Source organism: Kaistia soli DSM 19436, from assembly GCF_900129325.1.
GTDB lineage: Bacteria > Pseudomonadota > Alphaproteobacteria > Rhizobiales > Kaistiaceae > Kaistia > Kaistia soli.
Genome location: NZ_FQUP01000004.1, coordinates 477,817 through 496,418, shown reverse-complemented (window position 1 = coordinate 496,418; position 18,602 = coordinate 477,817). Strand labels below are relative to the sequence as shown.

General features: G+C 63.8%; 14 protein-coding genes and 1 tRNA gene. 6 read left to right on the top strand and 9 right to left on the bottom strand.

Annotation, left to right across the window (positions count from 1 at the left end; translation table 11 throughout):
* Positions 1-42 precede the first annotated feature (42 nt).
* The 3 genes from BUB39_RS19075 to gltB all read right to left on the bottom strand — a co-directional run bounded on the left by BUB39_RS19075 (position 43) and on the right by gltB (position 7,997).
* A complete protein-coding gene (locus BUB39_RS19075; RefSeq protein ID WP_073056951.1) occupies positions 43-1,629 on the bottom strand; it encodes an arylsulfatase in 1,587 nt (528 codons plus the stop codon).
* A 200-nt stretch (positions 1,630-1,829) separates the two neighbouring features.
* The gene (locus BUB39_RS19070) at positions 1,830-3,251 is read right to left on the bottom strand and encodes a glutamate synthase subunit beta (protein ID WP_073056627.1); all 1,422 of its coding nucleotides are present in this window, start codon (positions 3,249-3,251) and stop codon (positions 1,830-1,832) included.
* A gap of 9 nt (positions 3,252-3,260) precedes the next feature.
* Positions 3,261-7,997, bottom strand: coding sequence for a glutamate synthase large subunit (gene gltB, locus BUB39_RS19065; RefSeq protein WP_084527672.1), 4,737 nt, complete (start codon positions 7,995-7,997; stop codon positions 3,261-3,263).
* 399 nt (positions 7,998-8,396) lie between these two features.
* Here gltB and BUB39_RS19060 point away from each other — a divergent pair, with 399 nt between their 5' ends.
* A complete protein-coding gene (locus BUB39_RS19060) occupies positions 8,397-9,446 on the top strand; it encodes a threonine aldolase family protein (protein WP_073056948.1) in 1,050 nt (349 codons plus the stop codon).
* Between the two features lie 65 nt (positions 9,447-9,511).
* Here the strand turns inward: BUB39_RS19060 and BUB39_RS19055 are convergent, their stop codons facing one another.
* Positions 9,512-9,976: an Hsp20 family protein gene (locus BUB39_RS19055; RefSeq protein ID WP_073056623.1), complete on the bottom strand. Its 465-nt coding sequence runs from the start codon at positions 9,974-9,976 to the stop codon at positions 9,512-9,514.
* A gap of 259 nt (positions 9,977-10,235) precedes the next feature.
* On the opposite strand from BUB39_RS19055, the gene BUB39_RS19050 reads away from it, so the two are divergent.
* From BUB39_RS19050 to BUB39_RS19040, 3 genes are all read left to right on the top strand, one after another.
* Positions 10,236-10,676: a hypothetical protein gene (locus BUB39_RS19050; protein ID WP_073056620.1), complete on the top strand. Its 441-nt coding sequence runs from the start codon at positions 10,236-10,238 to the stop codon at positions 10,674-10,676.
* A 253-nt stretch (positions 10,677-10,929) separates the two neighbouring features.
* On the top strand, positions 10,930-11,874 hold the full coding sequence (locus BUB39_RS19045; RefSeq protein WP_073056617.1) for an alpha/beta fold hydrolase: 945 nt from the start codon (positions 10,930-10,932) through the stop codon (positions 11,872-11,874).
* A gap of 331 nt (positions 11,875-12,205) precedes the next feature.
* On the top strand, positions 12,206-12,607 hold the full coding sequence (locus tag BUB39_RS19040) for a hypothetical protein (RefSeq protein WP_139251537.1): 402 nt from the start codon (positions 12,206-12,208) through the stop codon (positions 12,605-12,607).
* Here the strand turns inward: BUB39_RS19040 and hisN are convergent.
* Together hisN and BUB39_RS19030 are read right to left on the bottom strand one after the other, a co-directional pair.
* Positions 12,604-13,383 (bottom strand): histidinol-phosphatase, encoded by a 780-nt coding sequence (hisN, locus tag BUB39_RS19035; protein WP_073056612.1) that lies wholly within the window; start codon positions 13,381-13,383, stop codon positions 12,604-12,606. The two genes, BUB39_RS19040 and hisN, sit on opposite strands and share 4 nt — an antisense overlap.
* A gap of 324 nt (positions 13,384-13,707) precedes the next feature.
* Positions 13,708-14,589: an N-formylglutamate amidohydrolase gene (locus tag BUB39_RS19030; protein ID WP_073056946.1), complete on the bottom strand. Its 882-nt coding sequence runs from the start codon at positions 14,587-14,589 to the stop codon at positions 13,708-13,710.
* A gap of 200 nt (positions 14,590-14,789) precedes the next feature.
* Here BUB39_RS19030 and cpdR point away from each other — a divergent pair, with 200 nt between their 5' ends.
* Both cpdR and BUB39_RS19020 read left to right on the top strand, forming a co-directional pair.
* Positions 14,790-15,149 carry a cell cycle two-component system response regulator CpdR gene (gene cpdR, locus BUB39_RS19025; RefSeq protein ID WP_073056609.1) on the top strand — a complete coding sequence of 120 codons (360 nt, stop codon included), beginning with the start codon at positions 14,790-14,792 and terminating at the stop codon, positions 15,147-15,149.
* Positions 15,150-15,262: 113 nt separating this feature from the next.
* Positions 15,263-15,337: transfer RNA gene (locus BUB39_RS19020), tRNA-Val, on the top strand.
* Positions 15,338-15,698: 361 nt separating this feature from the next.
* Here BUB39_RS19020 and BUB39_RS19015 read toward each other — a convergent pair.
* The 3 genes from BUB39_RS19015 to BUB39_RS19005 are packed head-to-tail and all read right to left on the bottom strand — an operon-like array spanning position 15,699 to position 18,504.
* A complete protein-coding gene (locus BUB39_RS19015) occupies positions 15,699-16,259 on the bottom strand; it encodes a flavin reductase (RefSeq protein ID WP_073056607.1) in 561 nt (186 codons plus the stop codon).
* A 6-nt stretch (positions 16,260-16,265) separates the two neighbouring features.
* Positions 16,266-17,552, bottom strand: coding sequence for a styrene monooxygenase/indole monooxygenase family protein (locus tag BUB39_RS19010; RefSeq protein ID WP_073056604.1), 1,287 nt, complete (start codon positions 17,550-17,552; stop codon positions 16,266-16,268).
* A gap of 4 nt (positions 17,553-17,556) precedes the next feature.
* Entirely contained in the window at positions 17,557-18,504 is a 948-nt protein-coding gene (locus BUB39_RS19005) for an NAD-dependent epimerase/dehydratase family protein (RefSeq protein WP_073056601.1), read from the bottom strand.
* Positions 18,505-18,602: the final 98 nt, after the last annotated feature.

The window sequence follows — 18,602 nt, the reverse complement described above, 5'->3', positions numbered from 1 at the left end:
CGTCGCGCCGCCATAAAGAGCGGCGCGACACGGCTTGGGCGGCTATTTTCCCGCAGACTGGGATGCGATGGCGGCGTCGATCTGCGCCTTCACCGCCGACATGTTGAAGCTGGCGCCGGCCTGCATCGGTGGGAAGTCGATGAAGGTCTGCGCCTCCCTGGCAACTTCCTGCTGCACGAAGACAAAGCGCCAGAACTGGTAGGCAAACCAGTTGTAGTAAGCGAGCGAACCCGACTTGCCGTCCGACAAGCCCGTGCGCTCATAGGGGTCGAGCCGGAGATTGGTCAGGATCGGCCAGTCGACCTTCTCGGTCGCGCCGATCCAGCCATTCGGCTGATCGGTGAAGCGATACTTGTAGTCGTCGATGCGGACGGCGCCGAGCGTGCTTTCCGTGAAATAGTAGATTTCATGTCGGTTCGAGGGGCCCTTGCCCGTGATCAGGTCAAGCTGGTTGTAGCCGTCGAGATGCACCTTGAAGGTCTGGTCGCCGATCTTGGTGCCCTCAAGAAGCTTGCTGGAGATGTCGGGACTGCCGGCGGCCGCCAGGAAGGTCGGGAACCAGTCGAGGCCGGAGATGATGCTGTTTTCCACCTTGCCGGCCGGAACATGGCCGGGCCAGCGCACAAGAGCCGGCACGCGAAAGCCGCCCTCGAGCGCGGTTCCCTTGCCGCCCGCGAACGGCGTCTGGCCGCCATCGGGCCAGGTGAAGTTCTCGGCGCCGTTGTCGGTGGTGAAGACGACAATGGTGTTGTCATCGAGGCCGTTGGTCTTCAGATAGGTCATGACGGAACCGACGATATCGTCGAGCTGGGCCATGCCGGCCTCTTCTTCCGACCAGCCGTTCTCGGCAGTCCGCATCTTCTCGTATTTCTCGGAGAGATGCGTGACGACGTGCATACGCGTCGGGTTCAGCCACAGGAAGAATGGCTTTTTCGCCGCCTTGGCCTTGTCGACGAATTGCAGCGCGTTGCTCAGAATCTCGTCGTCGACCGTTTCCATACGAGGGGGATAAAGCGGGCCGGCATCCTCGATCTTCTGCTTGCCGATGGCGCCCCAGCGCGGCTGGACCGTCGGATCATCGACGTTCGTCGCCCATGAATGGATCATGTTGCGCGGGCCGACGACGTCGAGCAGATTTTGCGGATAGTTGGGGTGCGACGGATCTTCCATCGCATCGAGATGATAAAGGTAGCCGAAGAACTCGTCGAAGCCGTGCACCGTCGGCAGGAACTTGTTCAGATCGCCAAGATGGTTCTTGCCGAACTGGCCCGTCGCATACCCTTCTCCCTTGAGCGCCTGTGCGATCGTCACCGCCTCCGCGGGAATGCCGATCGATGCACCTGCCTGGCCTACCGTCGTCATTCCGGTTCGAATGGGCAATTCGCCGGTGATGAAATTGGCGCGGCCTGCCGTGCAGCTCGCCTCGGCATAATAGTCCGTGAAGCGCATGCCTTCATTGGCGATCTGGTCGAGATGCGGCGTGCGCCCCGACATGATGCCCTGATTATAAACGCCGATATTGGACCAGCCGATGTCGTCGCCCATGATGACGACTATGTTGGGCTTCTTGGCCGGTTCTACGGCGCTGGCCGCAGACAATGCCCCGGCCAGCATCGTCGCGCAGGCCATGGCGGCCCACACGACCCGCGATGGGCGTAGGTGCTTATGCATGATGACATCCCTCCCACCGCAAGCAAAGTCTGCCGCGGCAGGAGCGAAAATTATCACGTGCGCCGAGAGTTCAGTTGATCGCGATCAACCTACTTTCGGCGTGATGTATAAGTCCAAAGGCGTGTTGGCCGCTATTGGGCCATACGCCTTTGGGGGATTCACCAGGCGAGACTAGTGGCGCCCATCAGGTCCTTATCGATGGCATGGGCCGCCTGGCGGCCTTCACGGATAGCCCAGACCACCAGTGACTGGCCACGACGCATGTCGCCGGCCACATAGACCTTGTCGACCGAAGTGGCATAGCGCTCGGTATCGGCCTTTACATTGCCGCGCCGGTCGAGCTCGGGGCCGAGTTCGGCGACGAGACCTTCCTTCTTCGGGCCGGCAAAGCCGATGGCGACGAAGACGAGATCGGCGCGGATGATGAATTCCGTGCCTTCGATCGGCCGACGCTTTTCGTCGACGCGGGCGCATTCGACGCCCGTGACCTTGCCGTTCTTGCCGACGACGCGCAGCGTTGCGCAGGCGAACTCGCGCTCGGCGCCTTCGGCTTGCGAGGAGGAGGTGCGGAACTTGGTCGGCCAATAGGGCCAGACATTCAGTTTGTCCTCGCGCAGCGGCGGCATCGGGCGGATGTCGAGCTGCGTCACGGCCAAGGCGCCCTGGCGGAACGCCGTACCGACGCAGTCAGAAGCGGTGTCACCGCCGCCAATGACGACGATGCGGCGGCCGGTGGCGATGATCGGCTCTTCGGTGACGTCCTCGCGACCGACCCGGCGGTTCTGCTGGACGAGGAACGGCATCGCGTAATGCACGCCTTCCAGCTCGACGCCCGGGAGCTTGGGATCGCGCGGATCTTCCGCGCCCGCGGTGAGCAGCACCGCGTCATGGCCAGCGATCAATTCGTCGACCGGCAGGGTGCGGCCGACGTCGGCCCCATAATGGAATGTCGCGCCCTCGGCCTCGATCTGCGCGACCCGTCGGTCGATGAGGTGCTTCTCCATCTTGAAGTCGGGAATGCCATAGCGGAGCAGGCCGCCGGCCTTGGGCTCGCGCTCATAGACATGCACGTCATGGCCGGCGCGGGCGAGCTGCTGCGCGGCGGCGAGGCCCGCCGGGCCCGAGCCGACCACGGCGACCTTCTTGCCTGTCCGCGTGACCGAGATTTCCGGCTTGATCCAGCCGTTTTCCCAGCCCTTGTCGGCGATCGTCTGCTCGACAGACTTGATCGCGACCGGCACGTTTTCGAGGTTCAGCGTGCAGGCTTCCTCACACGGGGCGGGGCAGATGCGGCCGGTGAACTCCGGGAAGTTGTTGGTCGAGTGCAGGTTGCGCGAGGCTTCCTGCCAGTCGCCGGAATAAACGAGATCGTTCCAGTCCGGAATCTGGTTATGCACCGGACAGCCCGTATCGCCATGGCAATAGGGGATGCCGCAATCCATGCAGCGCGCCGCCTGCTGCTTCACCTCGTGATCGGTGAGGCGCAGGGTGAATTCCCGGAAGTGCCGGATCCGGTCTGAAGCCGGCTGGTACTTCTGATCCTGGCGGTCGATCTCGAGGAAGCCTGTAACCTTTCCCATGCCCGTCCCCTACTCGGCCGCCACGCCGTAGCGGGCGCGTTCCATTTCGATAAGCGCGCGCCGGTATTCGACCGGCATGACCTTCCTGAACTTCGGCCGATAGGCGGCCCAGTTGTCGAGGATCGTCCGGGCGCGCTCGGAGCCCGTATAGTGAAGATGCTGCGAGATCAGGCGGTGCAGCCGCTCGTCGTCGAAGCGGTTCATGTTGGACGAGATGTCGATCCGGCCCTTGTGCTCGATATCGCCGCCATGATGGTGCAGCTTCTCGAGCAGGTCGTCCTCTTCCTGGACAGGCTGGATCTCGACCATCGACAGGTTGCAGCGCGAGGAGAAGCTGTCGTCCTCGTCGAGCACATAAGCGATGCCGCCGGACATGCCGGCCGCGAAGTTGCGCCCGGTCTGGCCGATGACGACGACGATGCCGCCGGTCATGTATTCGCAGCCATGATCGCCGCAGCCTTCGACCACGGCGATGGCGCCCGAATTGCGCACGGAGAAGCGCTCGCCGGCGACGCCGCGGAAATAGGCTTCGCCCTCGGTGGCGCCATAGAGAACCGTGTTGCCGACGATGATCGACTGCTCAGGCACGACGCGGCTTTCCGGCGCCGGGCGCACGACGAGGCGCCCGCCCGAGAGACCCTTGCCGACATAGTCGTTGCCTTCGCCGATCAGCTCGATCGAGACGCCGCGGGCCAGGAACGCGCCGAAGCTCTGGCCGGCTGTGCCGGTCAGCGTCACGGCGATCGTGTCGTCCGGCAGGCCATCGCCGCCATAGCGCTTCGCCACCTCGCCGGAAAGCATCGCGCCGGCCGAACGATCGGTGTTCTTGATCATCGCGCTGATCTTGACCGGCGTCCCGCTTTCGAGAGCCGGCAACGCTTCCGCGATCAGGCGCCGATCGAGAACAGCGTCGATCGGGTGCTTCTGCCGCTCGGTGTGACGGATCGCATCGCGCGGGGCGTCCGGCTTGAAGAACAGCTTGGTGAAGTCGATGCCGTGCGCCTTCCAATGCTCTATCACGCGCCGCTTCTCCAGCCGGTCGGACTGGCCGATCAACTCCTCGAAGCGGCGGATGCCCATGGCGGCCATCAACTGGCGCACTTCCTCGGCGACGAAGAAGAAGAAGTTGATGACGTCCTCGGGCGTGCCCTTGAAGCGCTTGCGGAGCACCGGGTCCTGCGTCGCGATTCCGACCGGGCAGGTGTTCAGGTGACACTTGCGCATCATCACGCAGCCGGCCGCGATCAGCGGTGCTGTCGAGAAGGCGAACTCGTCCGCGCCGAGCAGCGCGCCGATGACGACGTCGCGGCCGGTACGGAAGCCACCATCAACCTGGAGCGCGACACGCGAGCGGAGCCCGTTCAGGACGAGCGTCTGTTGCGTTTCGGCAAGGCCGATTTCCCACGGCGACCCGGCATGCTTCAGCGAGGTCAGCGGCGATGCACCCGTGCCACCTTCGAAGCCCGAGACGGTGATGTGGTCGGCACGCGCCTTGGCGACGCCGGCCGCAACCGTGCCGACACCGACTTCCGACACGAGCTTCACCGAGACGTCGGCCGCCGGGTTGACGTTCTTAAGGTCGAAGATGAGCTGCGCGAGGTCCTCGATCGAATAGATGTCGTGATGCGGCGGCGGCGAGATGAGGCCGACGCCCGGCGTCGAGTGACGAACCTTGGCGATCGTCGCGTCGACCTTGTGGCCGGGCAACTGGCCGCCTTCGCCGGGCTTGGCACCCTGCGCCACCTTGATCTGCATCACGTCGGAGTTGACGAGATATTCCGTGGTGACGCCGAAACGGCCCGAGGCAACCTGCTTGATCGCCGAGCGCATGGTGTCGCCATTCGCCATCGGCACGAAGCGTTCCGCTTCCTCGCCGCCCTCGCCGGTGTTCGACTTGCCGCCGATCCGGTTCATGGCGATCGCGAGCGTCGTATGCGCCTCGCGCGAAATCGAGCCAAAGCTCATCGCGCCGGTGACGAAGCGCTTGACGATCTCGGCGGCCGACTCGACCTCGTCGAGCGGCACGGCGGCCGCGCCGACATCCTCCGCCAACTTGATGTCGAACAGGCCGCGGATGGTGAGCAGCGCCTTCGACTGCTCGTTCATCTCCCGGGCATAGTCTTCATAGCGCGACCAGGAGCCGACGCGGACCGCATGCTGCAGGTTCGCGACCGAATCCGGCGTCCAGGCATGGCGTTCGCCACGCTTGCGGAAGTTATACTCCCCGCCGATGTCGAGCGCCGAACGCAGCACCGCGACATTGCCGAAGGCTTCGGAATGGCGCCGTACGGTCTCGGCCGCGATCTCGGCGAGGCCGACACCTTCGATGGTGGTGGCGGTGCCGAAGAAATAGCGGTCGACGAAAGCCGAGGAGAGGCCGATCGCATCGAAGATTTGCGCGCCGCAATAGGACTGGTAGGTCGAAATGCCCATCTTGGACATGACCTTCAGGATGCCCTTGTCGATCGACTTGACGTAGCGGTGGACGAGTTCCTCCGCGTCGACTTCCTCGGGGAAGTCCTTCTTCATGTCGGTCAGCGTCTCGAAGGCGAGATAGGGATTGATCGCCTCGGCGCCGTAGCCGGCCAGCACGCAGAAATGATGCACCTCGCGCGCCTCGCCGGTCTCGACGACGAGGCCGACCGAGGTCCTGAGGCCCTTGCGGATCAGGTGATGGTGCACGCCGGCGGTGGCGAGCAGCGCCGGAATCGGAATCCGCTCCGGCCCGACCATGCGGTCCGAGAGGATGATGATGTTGTAGCCGCCATGCACCGCCGCCTCGGCGCGCTCACAGAGCCGCTCTAGCGCGTCGACCATGCCGTCGGCGCCCTTGTCGGCCGCATAGGTGATGTCGAGCGTCTTCGACTGGAACGGGTTGTCGTCCAGCTCGCCGATGGCACGGATCTTCTCGAGATCGCCATTCTCCAGGATCGGCTGGCGCACTTCGAGCCGCTTGCGGCGGCCTGCACCCTGCAAATCGAAAAGGTTCGGCCGCGGCCCGATGAACGAGACGAGGCTCATGACGAGCTCTTCACGGATCGGATCGATCGGCGGGTTGGTGACCTGCGCGAAGTTCTGCTTGAAATAGGTGTAGAGCAGCTTCGACTTGTCCGAGAGGACGGAGATCGGTGTGTCCGTGCCCATCGAGCCGACCGCTTCCTGGCCGGTGGTCGCCATCGGCGCCATCAGAAGGCGAAGGTCCTCGGTGGTGTAGCCGAAGGCCTGCTGACGATCGAGCAGGCTCACATCCGTGCGCGGGGCGCGCGGCGGCACGGGCGGCAGGTCCTCGAGCACGATCTGGGTGCGCGAGAGCCAAGCCTGGTAGGGCAGCTTGGAGGCAAGCTGGTGCTTGATCTCCTCGTCGGAGACGATGCGGCCTTCCTCGAGGTCGATCAGCAGCATCTTGCCGGGCTGCAGCCGCCACTTGGTGATGATCTTCTCTTCGGGAATCGGCAGCACGCCGGCTTCCGAGGAAAGGACGACATCGCCATCCTCGGTGACCAGATAGCGCGCCGGACGCAGGCCGTTGCGGTCGAGCGTCGCGCCGATGCGGATGCCGTCGGTGAAGGCGACCGCAGCAGGCCCGTCCCACGGCTCCATCAATGCGGCATGGTACTCGTAGAAGGCACGCCGCTCCTCATCCATCAGCGGGTTGCCTGCCCAAGCTTCGGGAATGAGCATCATCGCGGCATGGGGCAGCGAATAGCCGCCCTGCACGAGGAATTCGAGCGCGTTGTCGAAGCAGGCGGTGTCCGACTGCCCCTCATAGGAGATCGGCCACAGCTTCGAGATGTCGTTGCCGTAGAGCTCCGAATCGACCGAGGCCTGCCGCGCCGCCATCCAGTTGACGTTGCCACGGACCGTGTTGATCTCGCCGTTATGGGCCACCATCCGGTAGGGATGGGCGAGGCGCCAGGACGGGAACGTGTTGGTCGAGAAACGCTGATGTACGAGGGCCAGCGCGCTCTCGAAACGCTCATCGTGGAAGTCGAGATAATAGTCGCCGAGCTGATAGGCGAGGAACATGCCCTTGTAGACGATGGTCCGCGCCGACAGCGACACAACATAGAAGTCGTTGTCGAGGCCGGAATAGGCCGCATAGATGCGGTTCGAGATGACCTTGCGGATGATGAAGAGCCGCCGCTCGAATTCGGCCTCGCTCTCGATCAGCTTGCCGCGGCCGATGAAGACCTGGCGATGAAATGGCTCGGTCGCCGCGATGTCGGGTGCCTTGGAGAGCGACGAGTTGTCGACCGGCACGTCGCGCCAGCCGAGCAGAACCTGGCCCTCCTCTGCAACGACTTCCTCGACGAGCTTCGCCATTCCGGCACGGATTTCCGGGTCCTTCGGCAGGAACAGGAAGCCGACGGCATAGGAGCCGGGCTCGCCCAGATCGAAGCCGAGGCGCGCGGCCTCGTCGATGAAGAAGCGATGCGGAATCTGGACGAGCATGCCCGCGCCGTCGCCCATCAGCGGATCCGCGCCGACGGCACCGCGATGGGTGAGGTTCTGCACGATCTCGAGGCCGCTCCGGACGATGCGGTGCGACTTCTCGTTCTTCAGATTGGCGATGAAGCCGACGCCGCAGGCGTCGTGCTCGTTGCGCGGGTCGTAAAGCCCCTGCTTTCCGGGCGCGAGCGGCATGCTCGGCGGCGCGATATCGGCGCGAGCGACCGTGCTTTTGGTCGCGCGGTTCGAACCCGCTTCCGCCAACCGCATTTCCGTTTCGCTCTTCGCCATCGGCATCTCGATGCCCTCGCTCGTTCTCGCGTGAACCGTCCGATCGCGGCGCTTGTCGCCCAGACCGGTCTTCCCCCTTCACCGGTTGCCACGCAGATGCGTGAGCCCCGGATTTCTTCTAGCAAGTTTCGTTCCCGAAGCTTGCATGGCTGCGCGACGCATGCCACGCAGCGTCGTGTCGCAGCTTATAAAATGGGACAGCAATCCTGTCCTATTAAAAGCGCGCCAAAATGCCAGACTTCACCTCACCGCGCAAGCGCCGGACGAGGCAATTCATTATGTTTGTTTCGGCGGCACCGAGGCAATCGATCTTTCCGAACCGCCGTGCCAGCGTCGACGCAGTTTTCTTGCGCGACGCGACCGGGAGATCGTGCGGCGGCGACCGCATAACAGCACAGGATGAGCATGATCTTCGCAAGCGACAATTGGACCGGTGCCTCGCCTCAGGTGGCCGAAGCGCTGCTTGTGGCGGCTGGAGGATATGCGCCCGCCTATGGCGGCGACCCGCTTTCGGCCGATGTCGCAGCCGCGATGTCGAGGCTTTTCGAACGCGAGGTATCCGTCTCCTTTGTTGGGACTGGCACGGCTGCCAATGCGCTGGCTCTCGCCCACGTGGCAAGGCCGGCGGGTGTCATCTTCTGTCATAGCACCGCCCATATCGCGGCGGACGAGGCCGGCGCGCCTGAATTCCTTTCAGGTGGCGGCCGGCTGCATGGGATCACCGGCGCAAAGGGCAAGCTGACGCCGGAAATGCTCGAAGCTGCGATCGGTCTCTATCCGCCTGAAGCCGTCTTTCACGGCCAGCCGGCATCGGTTTCGATCAGCCAACTGACCGAAGCGGGGACGGCCTATTCAGCCGACGAGGTGTCAGCCATTGCAGTCGTGGCTAAGGCGGCCGGGTTGCCGCTTCACATGGATGGAGCGCGCTTTGCCAATGCCGTCGTCGGGCTCGGGGTCACGCCAGCAGACATCACCTGGAGGGCCGGAGTCGACATGCTCTCATTCGGGGGCTCGAAGAATGGCTGCTTCGCCGCAGAGGCGGTGATCTTCTTCGACCCCGAGAAGGCGAAGGGTTTCGATTTCCAGCGCAAACGCGCCGGCCACGTCTTCTCGAAGAGCCGCTTTATCGCCGCGCAGTTTGCGGCCTATCTCGCCCGGGATCACTGGCTCGACCTCGCCCGGCATGCCAATGACATGGCGCGGTTGCTGGCGGACGGGATCGAGGCCGCGCGCGAGGCGCGCCTCGCTCTGTCGCCTGATGGCAATGAAGTGTTCGCCTTCCTGTCGCGTGACGCCGATCAACGGCTGAAATCGGCGGGCGCTCTTTATTATCCTTGGCCGGCGAGCGGGCTCGGTGTCGGAGAGGCGGGGGAGGGCGAGGTTCTCGTTCGCCTCGTGACGAGCTTTCGCACCGCTCCCAATGAAATCGACCAGTTTGTAGGGCTCATCGACTGAGCATTAAAAAGCGCCCCGCCGATCGGCGGGGCGCTCGAAGTCCCACTCTTTCAGATGCGGCCGCCTTACGCGGCCTGCTGCTCGATCTGCTTGCCAGCCGTGTTGGCATTGGCAATCGCGATCTGCCGGGGCTTCATCGCCTCGGGAATCTCGCGGACAAGATCGACATGGAGCAGGCCGTTCTCAAGGCTCGCGCCGCGTACCTCGACATGGTCGGCCAACTGGAACCGGCGCTCGAAGCTGCGGCCAGCAATGCCGCGATAGAGCACCTCGGCGTTCTGGCCTTCCTCGACCTTCTTCTCGCCCTTGACGGTCAGCGCGTTCTGGCGCGACTCGATCGAGAGCTCCTTATCGCTGAAACCGGCGACGGCCATGGTGATGCGATAGGCGTTTTCGCCGGTCCGCTCGATATTATAGGGCGGATAGCCGGGAACGCCGTTCTCAACACCAGCGGTCTGGTCGAGCAGCGAGAAGAGACGGTCAAAGCCGACGGTGGAGCGATAGAGGGGGGTGAGATCAAACGTGCGCATGACAAGTCCTCCTGAGAGCGACAGGGGTTTCGAACATCGCTTTGAAACCGGCCAAACGGCCCGGTTTCCGGCGTCCTTCGGCGGGCCCTGATGGCGCCCGCAGCCTCGATATGGGGAGTGCTTCGCGGGCGTCAAGAGGGCTGAATTCCGACCTGAACAGCGGATGAACGGCCGGTTCGGATCCGGTTCAGGCCAGTCCCGCTAGGGTTCGATCATTCCGGCGGCGATCCTTGCCCGCCGGGTTTTCGGAGACCCGGTCATGTTCAAGGCCCTTCTCGCATCCAGCCTCGTTGTCAGCGCCCTGACCCTGCCGGCCGTAGCCGGTGATCTCGACTACCGCCCCGTCGGTGGCGGAACCTATGGCTATCAGGAAGCAGGCGAGAGCGGCTGGCGCGGCGATGATGGCGGCTTCTTTCCGCCGCCCCCACCGCCCGGGCGCTTCGGCCCCCCGCCCGTCTATGCGCCTGCGCCGGACTGGCGCATGCCTCCAGGACAGTTGGTCAGAACCCTTCGCCACCGCGGCTATTACGACGTCCAGATCATTCGCGAGCGTCGGGACGTCACAATCGTCCGCGCCGGTGCCCGTGGCCAGGACGTGATCCTCGTGGTCGACGCCCGCTCGGGCGATGTGCTGCGCCAGCGTCCGGCTGACGATTGGGGTCAGGGTCGTGGCTGGGGCCAGGACTGGCGTCGCTGGTAATTCTCCCGCCGGTCGCTATCCGCCCGCCCGCGACCGGAGGTGCGGGGCCGGCGGCATCGAGAGCGATGCCGCCGGTCTCGATTCTTCAAGGCTCAAGAGGGCTGCTGCCGTCACGGCCGATCGTCGGGCTTGCTAACGCACGAGCCTAGCCATCCCGCGGCCGCGTCGCTATCGTGCGGCCGGGTAATCCTGCCCGTCGCCGTTGCCCCTGCCGCACTCGGCCTGATGCGTTCGTGGTGTTCCCGTTCGGCCGATGAGCTTCATCTCGCTGCCTGACAATCCCCTGCCTGAAGGCGTTCACGAGACAGTCGTGACGACGCAAGATGGCGTTCGCCTGCGTGTCGCTCGCTGGCGACCGGCGGGCGCGGTGAAAGGAACAGTCTCGCTGCTGCACGGGCGGGCCGAGACGATCGAGAAGTATTTCGAGGTCATCGGCGAATTGCTGCAGCGGGGCTTTGCCGTCGCGACCATGGACTGGCGCGGCCAAGGTGGTTCCGACCGGCCGCTGCCCGACCCGCGCAAGGGCCATGTCGAGGATTTCTCGGATTATGACCGCGACCTCGAAACGTTCCTGCGCGAGTTCGTCCTGCCGGATTGTCCAGCGCCGCATTTCGCGCTGGCTCATTCAACGGGGGGCCTGATTCTTCTCCGCCATGTGCGCCGCTCGGGACTCACATTCTCGCGCATTGTGCTGACATCGCCGCTGCTCGAGCTTGGTTCGATGAACCCGCCACGCTGGTTCGTCCGCTCGGCTTCCGCGACGCTTGCTTCGCTGGGGCTCGGCGACTTTTATCCTCCGGGCGCCGGCCTCGTGCGGCTCGAGGAACGCAGCTTCTATACCAATCCGCTCACCGGCGACGCGCGTCGCTTCGCGCGCATGCGGGCCATCGCGGCCAGCCGTCCGGAGCTCTGCATCGGCCCGCCCACCATCGGCTGGCTCAACGCCGCCTGCCACGCCATGCGCGACGCGGCCGATCCGACGTTCGCCGCAGCAATCGCGGTCCCGACGCTGGTCATGACAGCCGGCGCAGACAAGGTCGTGCGTCCGCTGGCGACGGAGCGTTTCGTCCGCAATATGCGGCTTGGCAGTGAGATCGTCCTTGCCGGAGCCCGGCATGAGATCCTCATGGAGCGGGATTCGATCCGCGCGGCATTCTGGGCGGCCTTCGATGCTTTCATTCCGGCGACCAAGGACTGACACGTTTTACTGATATGCTTGCTTATGGTAGACTTTATCAATGGTGCAGGTGTGCTCTCGCACGGCGCCTCTTAAGGTTGTCCATCGAGAGAGCTCAAGTGCCCCGCTTCGAGTCGGGTGGAGGCTTGGCTGCTGCTTCAGGTTGAAAAGGTGGCACATTCGCGACGCTGGACAGTAAATCGATAGGGCGAGCGCAGGTTTTGGCCTTTGTTGTTGCAAGACAGCATTGCGTTTGCGTCGCGGTAGACTACCCTGTAAAAGGGGGAGTTAATATCAGCCAGCCGCGTGGGTTGGCCGGCTGGCAACAATGGAGCGATCAATGATTCGTCTCATGGCGAGTACGATTCTTGCTGTCGGCCTTGTGTCGGCGGCATCTGCTGCAACGCTCTCCGGTGTCTCGGGGCCTGTCCTCGTCGACAGCGGCAAGGGTTTTGTCAAGATTTCGGCGAATGCCGAAGTCGCCCCGGGCAGCCGGGTGATGATCTCGAAGGGTGGCCAGGCTGTTTTGGCTTATGCCGACGGCTGCTCGAAGACGCTCGGCGCGAACACCATCACGACGGTGGCCGGTTCGGGTGCTTGCAATGCGCCGGCGCAGGTCGCCGGCCAGGCTCCTGCGTCTTCGTTCGTCGTTCCCGCGGTCGTCATCGGCGGCACGGCGACGATCGTCACGATCGCGGCGTTTGCCTCGAAGGACAGCGCGAGCGACAACGAATTGATTTCGATCAGCCGCTAACGGTTGATTGCATCAAGGATCTCCGCGTGCAAGCGGAGATCCCCCGCGGCCACGACGCGGCCGCCGGCAGAGGCTGGCCCGCCTTCCCAATTGGTGACACGGCCGCCGGCCCCCTCGATCACCGGGATCAGTGCGACGATGTCGTAAGCGTGCAGTCCGGTCTCGATCACGGCGTCCATGAAGCCGGCTGCGACCATGCAGTAGGCGTAACAATCATAGCCATAGCGCACGAGGCGCACCTGTTCCTCGACGCGCAGATAAGCCTCGCGTTCCGCGCCTTTGAAAAGGGCCGGTGTCGTCGTCGACAAGACGGCGTTCCGAAGCCCGTCGCAGGCGCGCGTCCTCAAGGCGCGCGGACCACCGGGGCCCGTATAACGAGCCGATAAGCCATCGCCAGAAAAGCGCTCGCCGGTAAACGGCTGCGCCATCATTCCCAGCGCCGGTCTGCCGCCTGACAGGAGCCCGATCAGCGTGCCCCAGACGGGCAGGCCCGAGATGAAGGCGCGGGTTCCGTCGATCGGATCGAGCACCCAGACATGCTCCGCGTCCAGGTTCTCGTCGCCATATTCTTCGCCCATGATGCCATGCGCGGGAAAAGTCTCGTTGATGAGGCGTCGCAGGGCGGCCTCCGCAGCCCGGTCTCCGGCGGTCACGGGATCGAAGCCCGAGGTCGCCTTGTTGTCGACCTGACCCGATGCCCGGAAATGCGGCATGATTGCTTCAGTGGCAGAATCAGCGAGGCGATCGAGGAAAGGAAGCAGTGCGGGATCGATCATCGGTAGGTTCTCCAGCGGCCGTCGAGTCAGTTTCGGCCTTGCAGGCGTTCGCAGGCGCCGCCGATCAAAGCATTGATTGTCTTCATCTTTATGACCAGTCGGCCAGCGCGGTCGATCGCATAAAGCGCCTTCCGATCCGCATTGCAAGAAAGTTGAAATTCCCTCTTGATATTTTTGCAGTGCACGAGCAAATTATTGCAATGCGGTAGCTCGATTGGCGTCGAGTTCCCGCTGCCCTCCTTGGGCGTTTCCTCCCTAGACTTGGGCCGCCTCGCCTTGCGAGCGGCCCTTTTTCTTGTCTCCAGCTCTCCGATCTAGCGGCGTCTATTCCGCCGCCAAGCCGAGCGGCCAAAGTCCGCCGTCGGGCAGCTCCGACAGCGCCCGCGCGAAGGCAACGATGTCGGCGGCCACGCGGATGAAATCGGCCGTGGGCTGGAAGTTGCGCTCATTCATGTAGAGCCCGCGATTGATCTCGACCTGAAGGGCATGCAGCCCCTCGGCGGGCCGCCCGTAGTGCTCGGTGATATAGCCGCCCGCATAAGGCTTGTTGCGCGCAACCGTGTAGCCCAACTCGGTCAGGACGGTGGCCGCGGCATCGGCGATCTCCGGCGCGCAGCTCGCGCCGTAGCGGTCGCCGAGCACGAAATCGGCGCGGACGCGGCCAGGCGCCGTCCGCACCGAGGACGGCATCGAATGGCAATCGACCAGGACGGCGAAGCCGAAGCGTTGCCGTGTCGCCTGGAGCAGGGTGTCCAGGGCCGCGTGATATGGCTTGTAGACACCCTCGATCCGGTCGAGCGCTTCGGCCACCTGCAGCGGGTGCGCATAGATCTCGACATTTTCCGAGACGACTCGGGCGATGGTGCCGAGCCCGCCGGCAACCCGCATCGAGCGGACATTGGCATAGGGCGGCAGTTCGCCGTCGAACATGCCGGGATCGAGTTCATAGGGCTCACGGTTGACGTCGAGCCAGGCGCGCGGGAAGTGGGCGCGCATCAGCGGCGCGCCGAGCGGCACCACCGACAGGAAGAGTTCGTCGACATAGGTGTCTTCAGAGCGGCGTATCGCGCGCTCATCGAGGCGGGACGCGGCGAGGAAGTCGGCCGGGTAGGCGCGGCCGCTATGCGGGGAATTGAACACGAACGGAAGCCGCTGGTCGGCGGGCGCGACGACCTCGAACGGTGGCTGGGCGGCATCGGAAGGGATTGGATTGCTCCACAAGACTGCGGCGGGTTAGGCTGCCGGCATGTTGCCAATATGGTACGGTGAAGTCCACAACCGAACCGGTCCAGCGGCTTCGTGCCGCCATTCATTCGATCTTTACCGCATCGGGACTTAAGATTCGCGCGCGGCGCACAGCGCCTGACCGCCTTCCGACCGGATCGCCTGCCTGGCATGGAATTCTGATGAACCGCATCCTTCTCGCCGAAGACGACAACGACATGCGCCGCTTCCTGGCCAAGGCGCTGCAGAACGCGGGTTACGACGTTGTGTCGTTCGACAATGGCCGCAGCGCTTATGAGCGGATCCGCGAAGAGCCGTTTACGCTCCTTCTCACAGATATCGTCATGCCGGAGATGGACGGCATCGAGTTGGCGCGCCGCGCCACGGAGCTCGATCCCGATCTCAAGGTCATGTTCATCACCGGCTTCGCCGCCGTGGCCCTCAATCCGGATTCGAACGCGCCGCGCGATGCCAAGGTTCTGTCCAAGCCTTTCCACCTGCGCGAACTGGTCACCGAAGTGGAGCGTCTGCTGGCAGCCTGAAACGGAGCTTGTCAACAGGCCCCGAAAAGGCATGCATAGACGGGCTTGAACGCGGCGAACCGATCCTCTATACCCTCGCCACGCAGCCGGTCCCGCCCGGCACGGAATAGGATGGGCGTGTAGCTCAGCGGGAGAGCACTACGTTGACATCGTAGGGGTCACAGGTTCAATCCCTGTCACGCCCACCATCCTTCTCAAAACGCAGCCAATCGATATTGTTGAAATCGCGCGTTCGATAACTGTCGAACCCAGGTCGCCACTGCCCATCGACATGATCTGGCTTCTTCGAGCTGATCGTGCGACCTCAGTTGAGCCAGAGATTCGGCTCGGCCGCTCGGTTCTCGACGGAATGCTTCGGCGGTCGGCGATTCAGCACAGGCGCGGCAGTCACGGGCCCGGATGTGGCGTTCATTGAGGACGGGTGGATTCGATCGAGGACGCACGAACACGACGCCGATCCCTCCGGTTGCGCCACCGGACCTGTCAGTACGACCGGAGCACATTCCTGGAGACGGCCGCGACACTCTTCGACGTCGAGCCCAGCTGCCATCACAACCAGGGTCGGGAACTCTCCGGGTAGGAAAATGCCGTCCCGAGTTCGTGATAGGTCCTGTTCAAATACATCAGACTGCGTATTTCATGGCCGATCTTGATGCCGAGCACATGGGCGATCAGGAGGCTATGGGTATTGATCTCGACAACCTGATCGATCCGGCAATCGAACGACACCACGGCATCGTCCAGCGCCGGAGAGCCGGTGATCATCGTCGACCATTGCGCCCGCCGAAATCGTTCAGCCATTTCGAGCTTTCCGACGCCTGAGAAGACGCCCGAGAGCGGCTCGTGGTGCGATGCCAGTGTGTTGACGCAAAGGACGCCGTTGGCCTTCAAGGGTGCATTCTGCTGGCTCTGCCGGTTCATGCAGACAAGCAGCGAAGGCGGCTCGGCGCTGAGGCTGCAGACCGCGGTTGCGGTGAAGCCGAGCTGTCCGTTCGGCCCGTCCGACGTGATGATGTTCACGGCGGCGCCGAGGCGGCTCATGCCCTCGCGAAAGGTCTGCAACGACACAGCATTCTCGGCGGCAATATGGGCCGGATCGGATGGTGTCATCTTGGCCTAGCCGGTCTGCTGGATATCAAACTGGCCCGCAAACGACCGCGCGACATTGATGTCGGTCAGCGCGGAGATGATGCTGCCAGGACGCGGGAACCCGTAATAGTAGGCGTCCGCCGCCCTCGGATCGTTCCGCGCCACATCGAGCACGATCTGGGTGGCCGGTGATGGCGGCTCGAGGAAGAGCCGGGTCAGCTCGCAGCTGCCGCGACCATATTTTTCCCACATGCCGAGATTGACTTCCGTCATCCAGAGTTCGTCGAACGGCTGGTCGCCATGACGGACAATCTCGTCCGCCAGATATTTCGCGCTCCGGCTGGCGAAGTTACCGCCTTGCCCGCAGATCGGATCAAAGGTGATCGCCGTATCGCCGACAGGCATGATGAGTCCGCCTGATGGGAGACGGCCAAAGGGCCGGCGGACCATCGGCGCGAAGCGGCCGACGAGCCATCCATGCGGATCTTCCGACACATATTCCATGTCGTCGACCATGTGATGCTCCCAGGGCGCGAATTCGCGAATGATGTCGCGTGCGTGCTGGGTCACTTCTTCGCCGGACCTGGCGCCCGCGAACCGGTCGAGCCGGCTGCCTTCCTTGGCCTCGAACAGATAGGCATAGGTCGGGCCGGCGGTCTTGTGGTTATAGGGGACGGCGAAATACTCGCCTGAATCCGCGAAGAAATCGAATTTGGTCGAACTGTAGGGGATGCGGTCCGAGAACCAGTCCTTCACATGCTGGCCAGACTTGCTGCGGACGATCGTCATGGCCAGGTTGCGCTGCGGACGGTCATAGACGCTGCGATGGGCGTCGCGTGGGATCAGCCGCCCGAGATCGGCCTTACCCGCGGCAAGGACCGTGAGATCGTTGGCTAGAGCAATCTTGTCGGCGCGTTCAGGACTGACTCCCTCGATCACCAGCGTGCCGCCGAGCGCCTCGAAATCCTCCAGCCAGCGATGGATACGCATCCGCTGGTCTATGGCGCCGCCCTTGCGGCCATATTCGAGCCGGCCTTTCAACACCGTCGCGTCTGGATCGCTGGCATGGCGGGCGCTTTCCAGGAGGACGCCTTCGGCCGGAAATATATCGTGTGACCAGAAATCCATGCCCAGTTCGCGCTCGATGTCGATTACTTCGGCGTAGAGGCACGCGCTCCCGGTCGGCGCCGAATGGTTCAGCCACTGCTCCGGTGTCCTGTCCGAATACAGGGTGACCTGATATCCGCTTTTGACGAGGGCGTAGGCGAGGATGCAGCCGGCCTGGCCGGCGCCGATGATTGCGATTTTCGTCATGAGCTTATCGGTCCCTCTCCGTGCGGTGTGGTTCCGTGATGGCCTCGACGAGACGCGCGATGCCTTGGCGAAGCGGGACGCCGGGTTTGAAGCCGAGTTCCCTTTGCGCTGCCGCGATGCTCAGGCGGCCGAGCGTGACGTCTTCCGGATCCGGCCCCTCATCAAGCGTGATGTCGGCGGTCGGGATCAACTCGTGGATGATCGCGGCTGCTTCGTCGATCGTCGGATTGACGCCGGCGCTGATGTTGAAGGTTCGGCTCGGTCGCGTCTCGACATCGAGCGCCAGCAGGATGCCCGCGACGACGTCGTCGACATAGACCCATTGCCGCGGGAAACCCATGCCGTAGGGCAGATGGGTCGGGCGCCCCTGAAGGGCGTCGGTGATCATCCGCCGCAGGACGCAACTGGTCTTGCGGCGGGGGCCGTAAACTCCGGCGATGCGCAGTACGATCGCGTCGACGCCATGCTCCGCGGCATAGGCGGAAAGGATGGCCTCGCCGGCGATCTTGCTTGACGGGTAGCTCTGCCGCGGGCTGAGCGGAAAATCCTCGGTGATGTCGTCAGCCGGCTGGTCGCCATAGACCGTCAGGGACGAGCAGAACACCAGTCGGCAGCGGCCCGATCGAAGCGCGATCTGCCTGGCCAGTTCGGCGATGTCCAGTGTCCCGCCGACATTGACCTTGAACATCAGGGCCGGGTTGTCGCGCCCCACCATCGGGCCCGAGAAACCGCCGCAATGGACAATGGCGTCGATCTCGTAGCGCGCGGCGATCTCGTGCAGCTTGTGCACATCGCCGATTTCGAGCTCGAAGGCCTGGTCCGTCAGCGTCGCGACTTCGCCGATGCTGCGATCGACGGCGACGACGGTGCGGCTCTCGGCAACGAGGCGGCGAACGACCTCATAGCCGAGAAGGCCGTTGGCGCCGGTCACAAGCGTGGATTTGCTGATCATCGCGATCCCTCGTCTCGTGGTCGCCCTGAATGGGCGCGAACTCTCGACCTTTCGGCACGCGTCGCGGGGATCGCGACTCCGGCATGGTCGGCGATATT

Excerpts from the sequence above, each read along its gene's own strand:
- BUB39_RS19005 (WP_073056601.1), bottom strand. The coding sequence starts at position 18,504 with ATGATCAGCAAATCCACGCTTGTGACCGGCGCCAACGGCCTTCTCGGC.
- BUB39_RS19045 (WP_073056617.1), top strand. The coding sequence starts at position 10,930 with ATGAGCTTCATCTCGCTGCCTGACAATCCCCTGCCTGAAGGCGTTCAC.
- cpdR (WP_073056609.1), top strand. The coding sequence starts at position 14,790 with ATGAACCGCATCCTTCTCGCCGAAGACGACAACGACATGCGCCGCTTC.
- hisN (WP_073056612.1), bottom strand. The coding sequence starts at position 13,383 with ATGATCGATCCCGCACTGCTTCCTTTCCTCGATCGCCTCGCTGATTCT.
- BUB39_RS19070 (WP_073056627.1), bottom strand. The coding sequence starts at position 3,251 with ATGGGAAAGGTTACAGGCTTCCTCGAGATCGACCGCCAGGATCAGAAG.
- BUB39_RS19015 (WP_073056607.1), bottom strand. The coding sequence starts at position 16,259 with ATGACACCATCCGATCCGGCCCATATTGCCGCCGAGAATGCTGTGTCG.
- BUB39_RS19075 (WP_073056951.1), bottom strand. The coding sequence starts at position 1,629 with ATGGCCTGCGCGACGATGCTGGCCGGGGCATTGTCTGCGGCCAGCGCC.
- BUB39_RS19055 (WP_073056623.1), bottom strand. The coding sequence starts at position 9,976 with ATGCGCACGTTTGATCTCACCCCCCTCTATCGCTCCACCGTCGGCTTT.
- gltB (WP_084527672.1), bottom strand. The coding sequence starts at position 7,997 with ATGCCGATGGCGAAGAGCGAAACGGAAATGCGGTTGGCGGAAGCGGGT.
- BUB39_RS19040 (WP_139251537.1), top strand. The coding sequence starts at position 12,206 with ATGGCGAGTACGATTCTTGCTGTCGGCCTTGTGTCGGCGGCATCTGCT.
- BUB39_RS19010 (WP_073056604.1), bottom strand. The coding sequence starts at position 17,552 with ATGACGAAAATCGCAATCATCGGCGCCGGCCAGGCCGGCTGCATCCTC.
- BUB39_RS19050 (WP_073056620.1), top strand. The coding sequence starts at position 10,236 with ATGTTCAAGGCCCTTCTCGCATCCAGCCTCGTTGTCAGCGCCCTGACC.
- BUB39_RS19060 (WP_073056948.1), top strand. The coding sequence starts at position 8,397 with ATGATCTTCGCAAGCGACAATTGGACCGGTGCCTCGCCTCAGGTGGCC.